Below are 9568 nucleotides of genomic sequence, written 5' to 3' on the forward strand. Positions count from 1 at the left end.
TACTGCTTTCTTTACAAGTCATTACGTATTCCGTTGGCGTACAGCAATGAATGAGTACTACACTGAACATTGGGAAAAGCTTCGCCATATTGAAGGTGCTTCGCAACGTGTACAAGAAGACACTATGCGCTTCGCAACTATTATGGAAGATTTGGGTGTTGAACTAGTTAAATCGGTGATTACTTTAATTGCTTTTTTACCTATTTTATTTCATTTGTCTAAATATGTGCCTGTATTACCATTAGTTGGTGAGCTCAATCATTCTTTGGTATGGGCTGCAATTGTATGGTCAATTTTTGGTACTGTTTTACTCATGGTGGTTGGTATTAAATTACCAGGATTACAATTTAACAATCAAAAAGTAGAAGCAGCTTACCGTAAAGAATTGGTTTATGGCGAAGATCATGCAGAACGTGCTCAACCTGTTACATTAAAAGAACTGTTTGCAAATGTCCGTAAAAACTATTTTCGTCTTTACTTCCACTATGCTTACTTTAATATGACTGCAACATGGTATGGTCAACTTGATATTCTATATAATTTAGTTGTTCTTTTCCCGTCTATTGCTGCTGGTAAACTTACTTTAGGTTTAATGCAGCAAATTATGAATGTTTTTGGGCGTGTGCGGGATTCATTCCAATATTTAATTAGTTCATGGAAAACCATTATTGAACTGCTTTCGATTTATAAGCGTTTAAAAGCTTTTGAGTCTATATTGCATAAATAAAAGAAAACCCGCGAAAGCGGGTTTTTTTTATGGTTATTGATTTAATGGGTTGCATTATAAAAATTAAGGATAGGGCCAACTAGAAACTGCTGCGACTTATCTAAGGTGACTTGAATCTCTTTATAGTTAAAAGTGTCTTCATCATCATACTTGGCAATACCATGGGTTTTATTGTTCACTTGAGGAATTTGGTAGCTAAAAAAAGCGACTTTTTTAGAGGGATGAACAATATTGATAAGGTTTTTAGGGTCTTTAAAACCACCATATTCATTTTCAAGACTTTCTTTTAATAGTTCAGGAAAATAAAGCGTTGCATTGGGTAATCCACATCCAACGCAAAATGAAGAGTCATAAAGCTTTATCGCTTGCTTTTGATCTGGACTCATGATTAGAGCAAAACCAGTTCCATTTGCCCCTGCATTTGCTTGAACATCTTGCCAGTTACGTGGAACAAGTACTAAACCTACTTCAGGTAATGCAAGAAGCTTTAATTGCTTGGCATGTTGAGCATCAAGTTTAAAATTAAAACTACAGCTTTTAGGCGTGCATTTTTCAAAATTTTTAAGTAAACCATCTTCTATCGGGCTTTGTGCCGTAACGCCATAAAAAGGGACTACAACGCCGTTTAAAAATTTTGCCTCTCCAAGAGCATAGAATTGATTGTCTGCTTTGCGGGTTGCAGCAGAGCTATAAAATTTGGGGAAATGAGGAGTAAAGCTTTTTACTTCTGCATAAGCAGTTGAATTTAGGCTGACTAATGTTGCCCATAATAAAAAATTTAGTTTTTTCATTTTTAGAAAGTAATCAATTTAAATCTTATATAAATCTAACATATTCTTTTAAACTAGACGGTAACTCAAAATTTAACACTGTTGTTAACTTCATAATAAAACAGACGTGTAGAGACATGAAAAAATGAAAAATATACTTTCAATTTGTTGTTTGGCAGTAATAAGTTCTTATAGTTTTGCTCAAGATATAAAAGGTATTTCATTTTCTCACCAAGAGTGGGAAATCTCTTGCAGTAATACGGGCACCTGTAAGGCTGCAGGGTATCAAAACGAAGAAAATGGTGATAATCCCGCTTCAATTTTATTAACACGTAAAGCAGGCCCAAAACAACCTGTGCAGATTGAGTTTGCTTTGTCTGACTATGAACAAAGCATACCTGCAAACCAGCTTAAAAATATCCATTTTTATATAAATGGCAAAGATTTAGGTGCAGTGGGTGTGGACGGTACTGAGCTGCCAATTATGGGTAAGCTAAACAGCTCGCAAGTCAATGCTCTACTACAGCAGTCGAAACAGAAGACTGAAATTGTATTTAAAAATGTGCAGCATAAATGGAAAATTTCCGATGCTGGAATGACTGCCGTATTATTAAAGATGGATGATTTTCAGAAGCGTATAGGGACTGTGGGTGCTTTGGTCAAAAAGGGCAGTGCCAATGAAAATCAAGTGCTTATGCCTGAACCAAAACTAGTTGTGAAGCGTATTAAGACTTCAACCAAACCTTATTTAACTTTACAGCCTAAAAATAAACAGTACCAAGCAATACACCGTAGTTTGATGGCTGCTAAACCGAATCCGAAAGAAGACGGCTTTTGTGAAGGTATTTATGGTGGTAACAGTGATGGAGCCGAACCACAGAAAATTGAGCTATATAAATTAACCAATAAGAAAGTTCTGGCGACTACATTGTGCTGGAGAGGGGCTTATAACGAAGGGTATGGGGCATGGGTACTCGATGAGTCTTTAAACGGTAAGGCAATGTTTGTGACTGAGTCCGCCTCAGATTTTGATAGCGGTATTATTAGTAGTGCTCAAAAGGGACGAGGCATTGGAGATTGCTGGGCAAGTGAAGAATGGGTATGGGACGGCAAGAGTTTTGTGCATACTAAGGATATGTGGACGGGTATGTGTAAAGGCTTGGCAGCAGGTGGAGTGTGGGAGCTTGATCGCATTGAATCAGTCGTAAAGTAACTATTTTGCGGTTACAGAGTCATAACAGGTAACTTTAGTGACTCTGTGATAAAAAGAACAGATTGTTTATTGGAGCTAGACCTATGTCACGTCATCTTTATGCTATTGCTCGCCGTAAGTTTTCACATCTGAGCCGTTCAATATGTGTGGCGGCGACTGTACTGGGCGCAACACAAATTGCGATGGCTGGTCCAACAGTTGATCAGCTCAGTGATTGTTTAGTTAAAGCAACAACAGCTTCAGATAAAACTACGGTGCTCCAATGGACATTTACAGCTTTAGCGGCTCATCCAGATTTAAAAGCATTTAGTAATGTAACGCCTGAGCAAAAAGACCAGTTAGATCAAAAACTGGCTCAGGTTTTACAGCGGATAATTGTAGAGCAATGTTCTGCTCAGACCAAAGCTGTAATTCAGGTTGAAGGTGTGAAGGCTGTTGGGGAGGCTTTCCAGCAGTTAGGCCAAAGTGCGGGTGAAGATATTGTTAAAGACCCAGCCGTTAAACAGCAGTTGCAGGGCACATTACGCTACATCGATTTAAATAAATTGGTGACAACGTTTTTAACACCAGAAATTTGGAATAAGTTGGGAATTACAAGATAAAAATCTAGTTTTCTATTTTAGTAATAAAGCCTGCTATCTAAATGCAGGCTTTATTGTATTTGGGGTGAAGAATCTTATTTAGATACTAATCTTAGCGCCTAAAACTTTCACAAATTGTGTTAACCAAGCTGGATGTGCAGGCCAAGCCGGAGCAGTCACCAAATGACCATCTGTAACGGCATCAGTTACAGCAATGTCTGCATATTGCCCACCTGCTAATTTTACTTCGGCTGCACATGCTGGATAAGCCGAGCAGAGGCGGTCTTTTAAAATGTCTGCTGCAGCGAGTAACTGAGCACCGTGGCATACGGCTGCAATTGGTTTTTTCACTCTATCAAAATCACGTACAATTTCGACAACACGTTCATTCATGCGTAAATACTCTGGTGCACGACCACCCGGAATGACTAGACCTACATAGTCTTCGGTATTAACGGCATCAAAATCATAGTTAATTGCAAAGTTGTGGCCTCGTTTTTCGCTATAAGTTTGTTCGCCTTCAAAATCATGAATAGCTGTCGCAATATGGTCACCGTTCTTTTTATTTGGGCAAACAGCATGCACGGTATAACCTAAACCTGTTAAGAACTGAAATGGAACCATAGTTTCATAGTCTTCAGCATAGTCACCGACTAACATTAAAATCTTTTTAGACATGATTTATCCCTCTTTTTAAAATATAAGTGATTTCAATTTTTAATTTAAATTAGCACAATGAAAGTATGATTTTTAGCAAAAAGTGCATTCTTTCGTCGAAGGGTGCTTCGTAAGAGATATAAAAAAGCCTCGATAAATCGAGGGTTTCTAGTATTTAGGTCAAAGCGTGGGTGAAGATATTGTTAAAGCCCCGGCAGTTAAACAATAATTGCAAGGTACGTTGCGCTATATCCACTTAAATAATCGGTGACGACGTTTTGACGCCAGAGATTTGGAATAAGTTGAGGATATTGAGAAGGGGGATAAAGTCTGCTCCTCTATTAACATAATAATACTTACTCTTACAAAAAATTGATGTGATTTCTATTGTTACACTCGTAAAGCGATAAAATTTACAATCAAGATTTGTTCTGGCACTCAAGCAAAATATGAGAGAGGATATTTTATTTATTAAAAATTATAGCGATTGATGTATTATTAAGCAAAATTTTATTGTTGCATTGAACATGAAAGAATTTATAAAAAAACATAAAGCTTTAAGTTGGGTCCTTGGGATATTGGGAACATTAATAATAGGTGGTTTAGGTAGTGGAGTCTGGGAGATATTATTGAAACCAGCATTAAGCTTTCTTAGCAATGGCGTTATTAATTTTCTAGTGGATACCTCAGCTAGTTTTAGTAATGAGATATATCAAAGTATTTCTATGCGAAGTTTGGATAGATTTCAAGCTAAAGCATATAGTTTAATAGTTACATTTCTTGGTTCAATAACTATATTAGTATGTTTTTTATTTTTCACTAAAGTTAAGAGAAAGTTAGATGAGGAGCGAGATGGTATTAATGGAACTGAAAAAGATAAAAATTGGCCTTTAAAAAATCATAAAAATTTTTATATTTTTATGACTTTTTATTTTTTACTGGGTTGTATTCCTTTTTTTATTTATACATATGATGGTATTAAAACAAATTTTATCGCAAAAAAAGTTATAGAATTTGAGTACCTTTTGAAGGTAAATAGTGATGTTTTAACTGATATTGAGCTTAAAAAAATTGAATCGAAATTTGCTCAAATTAGAAACGCCGAAGATTATCGAAAAATCATGACAGATTTAAAAGAAATAGCACATCAAAATAATAAACATATAAATAAAAACCCGCTCTAAAGCGGGTTTTTCTAAAAAATTGGTTAGTTTAACCAATCAATTTTTTCATTAATTCGTTTACTTGAGCAGGGTTAGCTTTACCCTTAGACGCTTTCATGACTTGACCTACAAGACCGTTAAAGGCTTTTTCTTTACCAGACTTGTACTCTTCAACCATTTTTTCATTGGCTGCAAGTACTTCTTTAATGATTGCTTCAATTGCACCCGTGTCAGTTTCTTGCTTTAAGCCTTTTTCCGCAATAATGTCATCGGCAGATTTACCTTCCGATTCCCACATAAAGCCAAAGACTTGTTTAGCAATTTTACCGCTAATGGTGTTGTCGATAATACGCGCAATCATGCCGCCAAGCTGTTCAGCAGAAACAGGTGAGTCTGTTAACTCTAAGCCCGCTTTGTTTAAAGCACCAGAGAATTCACCCATTACCCAGTTTGCAGCAATTTTACCTTGCTTCGCACCACCAGCCGCAGCAACAACAGCTTCATAGAAGTCCGCCATTTCGCGTGAGAGCGTAAGTACGTGTGCGTCGTATTCAGTTACACCAAAGTCTGCAATAAAGCGTGCACGGCGTGCTGCTGGCAACTCAGGCATAGTTGCTTTGATGGCCTCAATTTGCTCATCTGGAATAATTACTGGTAACAAGTCTGGATCAGGGAAGTAGCGGTAGTCATTCGCTTCTTCTTTAGAGCGCATAGAACGCGTTTCCATTTTATTTGGATCGAACAAACGAGTTTCTTGGTCAATTTCGCCGCCCCATTCCAAAATTTCCATTTGGCGTTCAATTTCAACATTGATCGCTTGCTCAATGAAACGGAATGAGTTGAGGTTTTTAAGTTCACAGCGTGTACCGAATGGCTGTCCCGGACGACGTAAAGACACGTTACAGTCCGCACGGAATGAACCTTCAGCCATGTTACCGTCAGAAATACCTAACCAACGTACTAGTGTGTGAATTGCTTTGATGTAGGCAACTGCTTCTTCAACCGAACGCATGTCTGGTTCAGAAACGATTTCAAGCAAAGGTGTACCAGCACGGTTTAAGTCAATGCCAGACATACCTTCAAATTGGTCGTGCACAGACTTACCCGCATCTTCTTCAAGGTGAGCACGAGTTACGCCAATGCGTTTAGTCGTACCATCTTCAAGCTGAATGTCGATATGGCCCAAGCCCACAATCGGGTTATCCATTTGGCTAATTTGGTAGCCTTTTGGAGAGTCAGGATAGAAGTAGTTTTTACGTGCAAATACTGAAGCTTGGTCGATGTAAGCATCAATCCCTAAACCAAAACGAATTGCGAGTTCAACCACTTTTTCATTTAAAACCGGCAATACACCCGGCATCGCCAAGTCTACAAGGCTCGCTTGTGTATTTGGGTCTTGACCAAATTCAGTTGATGAACCTGAGAAAATTTTAGAATTGGTTGCAAGCTGAGTATGAATCTCAATACCAATAACGACTTCCCAACCGTCAATCAATTTCAACTTTTGAGCTTCAGCCATTATGCATTCTCCTCAGCAATTGCCGCACGTTTGGTGTGCCAGTCAGTGTTTTGTTGGTATTGGTGAACAATCGACAACAATTGTGATTCTGACCAGTAATTACCGATTAACTGTAAACCTACTGGTAAGTTGTCTTTATCAAAACCAACAGGAGCATTAATCGCTGGCAAGCCCGCTAAGTTCACTGCGATGGTATAGATATCGCCTAAGTACATTTCAACAGGGTCTAAAGATGCACCGATTTTGTAGGCAGTTGTTGGTGCAGCAGGTGCTGCAATTACATCTACATTTTCAAAAGCTTTTAAGAAGTCTTGTTGAATTAAACGACGTACTTTTTGTGCTTTTACATAGTAAGCATCGTAATAACCCGCAGAAAGCGCGTATGTACCAATTAAAATACGGCGTTGAACTTCTGGACCGAAGCCTTCTGAACGCGAACGTTTGTAAAGATCCATCAAGTCAGCTGGGTTTTCACAGCGGTAACCGTAGCGAACACCGTCATAACGTGACAAGTTAGAAGATGCTTCCGCTGGCGCGATGAGGTAATACGTTGGTACATAAGCTTCAGTCATGTTGAGGTCGATCTCAACAAGCGCTGCGCCCATTTCTTCAAGCTTTTTCAAAGACTCTTCAACACGTGCTTTTACGTCAGCATCTAAACCTGCAACGTTAAAGTATTGTTTAGGAATACCAATGCGTAAGCCTTTTACAGATGTGTTATTTAGGTTTGCAACGTAATCATCGACTTCTTTTTTAACTGAAGTTGAGTCTTTAGTATCGTGACCTGCAATTACATTCATCAGGTAAGCACAGTCTTCAGCAGAGCGTGCCATTGGACCTGCTTGGTCTAATGATGATGCATAAGCAATGATCCCGAAACGAGATACACGACCGTAAGTTGGTTTTAAGCCTGTTAAACCACAGAAAGAAGCAGGTTGGCGAATTGAGCCACCTGTATCGGTACCTGTAGCAAATGGTGCTAAATCAGCTGCTACAGCTGCAGCAGAACCACCAGATGAACCGCCAGGAACATGGTCAAGTGCCCAAGGATTACTCGTTGCACCGACATATGAATTCTCAGAAGTTGAGCCCATCGCAAACTCATCCATGTTCACTTTACCTAAAGTAACCAGACCAGCTGCTTTAGTTTTTTCAACAACGGTTGCATCGTAAGGTGAAATGAAGTTATCGAGCATTTTTGAACCAGCAGTGGTTTTAATACCTTTGGTACAAAAGATGTCTTTGTGGGCAAGAGGAATACCCGTTAAAGCAGTTGCATTGCCAGCTTTTAATGCAGCATCGGCAGCATCGGCTTCGCGAAGTGCCTGTTCTGAAGTAACCGTCACATAGCTCTTAACTTGCGGGTCGATTTTAGCAATACGTTTTAAATAATGTTCAGTCAATTCGCGAGATGAAAACTTCGCTTGGCTTAAGCCTTCAGCAAGTTCGCGAATTGATAAGCGATGTAAATCAGTCATGAGTAAAATTTCTTTACATTCAAAATAGGGAAGATGGGTTAATTGATTAAAAGTTATTCAATCACGCGAGGAACAAGATACAAACCATCTTGAGTTGCAGGTGCAACTGCTTGGTATTCGTCCCGATGATTGCTTTCAGTTACCACATCAGCACGTAAAGGTTGAGGATTGTCAAAAGGACTCTTTAAAGGTTCTACGCCTTCCGTATCAATGCCTTTTAAGGTTTCCATCATGCCTAAAATTTTATTTAGACTTTGAGCATATTCAGCAGATTGCGTATCATTGAGCGACAATCGAGCAAGATTGGCGATTGCTGAAACTGTTTGTGCATTTAAATCTGCTGAATGCTGTGCATCCGATGTAGACATAACATCACCTAATCAGTATTAAAAATTTTCAAAATATCGTGCGTTATAATAAGCGATTGACTTGTTCAAATCATCACATTTAGTTTAAAGTTGCCACCTTGCATCCACATGAAAGTTTAACTGAGAACGAACCGTGATTCTAAAACGACTAATTGGCTTGTTTTCGCCGGATCTAGCCATTGATTTAGGTACAGCAAATACACTTATTTATGCACCAGGCCGCGGCATTATATTAAATGAACCAACAGTTGTGGCAATTCGTCACAGTGGTTCACAAAAAATTGTTGCTGCTGTAGGGCTAGATGCTAAGCAAATGCTAGGCCGTACACCTGCGAATATTTCTGCAATTCGTCCAATGAAAGACGGTGTAATTGCAGATTTTGAAGTGACTGAAACCATGTTGAATCAGTTTATTGGTAAAGTTCACGAAAAACGTTTGTTCCCACCTGCACCTCGTGTAGTTGTATGTGTACCATGTAAATCAACTTTGGTCGAGCGCCGTGCAATTCGCGAAGCCGTATTTAATGCGGGTGCCCGTGATGTACGCCTAATTGAAGAGCCAATGGCTGCTGCAATTGGTGCTGGCATGCCAGTTGAACAAGCATGTGGTTCTATGGTTGTGGATGTTGGTGGTGGTACAACTGAAATTGCAATTATTTCATTGCAAGGTTGTGTCTATGCTGATTCTTTACGTATTGGTGGCGATGTATTTGATGAGCAAATTATCAATTATGTTCGTAAAGCTCACGGTTGCGTAATTGGTGAAACCACAGCTGAAATTATTAAAAAAGAAGTTGGTATGGCTGTTTCTGATGGTACGACATTAGAAATTGAAGTACGTGGCCGTAACCTTGCAGAAGGTGTACCTCGTGCGATTACTGTAACTTCTGACGAAATTACTCAAGCAATTTCTGACCCGTTACAAAGTATCGTAAGCGCGGTGAAATCTGCACTTGAACAAACTCCTCCTGAACTTTCTTCTGATATTGCTGAGCGCGGTATTGTGTTGACAGGTGGTGGAGCGTTACTTCGTAACCTTGATAAATTATTAGCTCAAGAAACTGGTTTGCCAGTTGTTGTTGCTGAAGACCC

General features: G+C 39.0%; 9 protein-coding genes and 1 pseudogene. 5 read left to right on the forward strand and 5 right to left on the reverse strand.

Features of this window, described 5'->3' with window-relative positions; genetic code table 11:
• The coding region (locus C1642_RS15765) for an SbmA/BacA-like family transporter (protein WP_322869418.1) at nt 1-727 on the forward strand (727 nt) is incomplete at its 5' end.
• Nucleotides 728-768: 41 nt separating this feature from the next.
• Here the strand turns inward: C1642_RS15765 and C1642_RS15770 are convergent.
• A complete protein-coding gene (locus tag C1642_RS15770) occupies nt 769-1518 on the reverse strand; it encodes a DUF4850 domain-containing protein (protein WP_103236565.1) in 750 nt (249 codons plus the stop codon).
• Between the two features lie 124 nt (nt 1519-1642).
• On the opposite strand from C1642_RS15770, the gene C1642_RS15775 reads away from it, so the two are divergent.
• Both C1642_RS15775 and C1642_RS15780 read left to right on the forward strand, forming a co-directional pair.
• Nucleotides 1643-2710, forward strand: a complete 1068-nt coding sequence (locus C1642_RS15775; protein WP_103236566.1) for a DUF1176 domain-containing protein — start codon at nt 1643-1645, stop codon at nt 2708-2710.
• Between the two features lie 83 nt (nt 2711-2793).
• Nucleotides 2794-3312, forward strand: a complete 519-nt coding sequence (locus C1642_RS15780; protein WP_103236567.1) for a hypothetical protein — start codon at nt 2794-2796, stop codon at nt 3310-3312.
• 78 nt (nt 3313-3390) lie between these two features.
• Here C1642_RS15780 and C1642_RS15785 read toward each other — a convergent pair whose 3' ends face one another.
• Nucleotides 3391-3969, reverse strand: a complete 579-nt coding sequence (locus tag C1642_RS15785) for a DJ-1/PfpI family protein (protein ID WP_213064288.1) — start codon at nt 3967-3969, stop codon at nt 3391-3393.
• 506 nt (nt 3970-4475) lie between these two features.
• Between C1642_RS15785 and C1642_RS15790 the strand changes: the two genes are divergently transcribed.
• Nucleotides 4476-5132, forward strand: a complete 657-nt coding sequence (locus C1642_RS15790) for a hypothetical protein (RefSeq protein WP_103236568.1) — start codon at nt 4476-4478, stop codon at nt 5130-5132.
• A 28-nt stretch (nt 5133-5160) separates the two neighbouring features.
• On the opposite strand, the gene gatB is transcribed toward C1642_RS15790, so the two are convergent.
• Genes gatB through gatC form a run of 3 tightly spaced genes read right to left on the reverse strand, consistent with a single transcriptional unit; the run spans nt 5161 to nt 8476 of the window.
• Nucleotides 5161-6630: an Asp-tRNA(Asn)/Glu-tRNA(Gln) amidotransferase subunit GatB gene (gene gatB, locus C1642_RS15795; RefSeq protein WP_000796648.1), complete on the reverse strand. Its 1470-nt coding sequence runs from the start codon at nt 6628-6630 to the stop codon at nt 5161-5163.
• Complete coding sequence (gene gatA / locus C1642_RS15800) at nt 6630-8108, reverse strand: Asp-tRNA(Asn)/Glu-tRNA(Gln) amidotransferase subunit GatA (RefSeq protein ID WP_103236569.1); 1479 nt, start codon at nt 8106-8108, stop codon at nt 6630-6632. The genes gatB and gatA overlap by 1 nt, the downstream gene beginning before the upstream one ends.
• 53 nt (nt 8109-8161) lie before the next feature.
• Nucleotides 8162-8476, reverse strand: coding sequence for an Asp-tRNA(Asn)/Glu-tRNA(Gln) amidotransferase subunit GatC (gatC, locus tag C1642_RS15805; protein WP_000107699.1), 315 nt, complete (start codon nt 8474-8476; stop codon nt 8162-8164).
• 133 nt (nt 8477-8609) lie between these two features.
• Between gatC and C1642_RS15810 the strand changes: the two are divergent.
• Nucleotides 8610-9568 (forward strand): annotated as a pseudogene (locus C1642_RS15810) (rod shape-determining protein); the annotation flags it as partial.

This window comes from Acinetobacter sp. AKBS16 (assembly GCF_002899995.1).
GTDB lineage: Bacteria > Pseudomonadota > Gammaproteobacteria > Pseudomonadales > Moraxellaceae > Acinetobacter > Acinetobacter baumannii.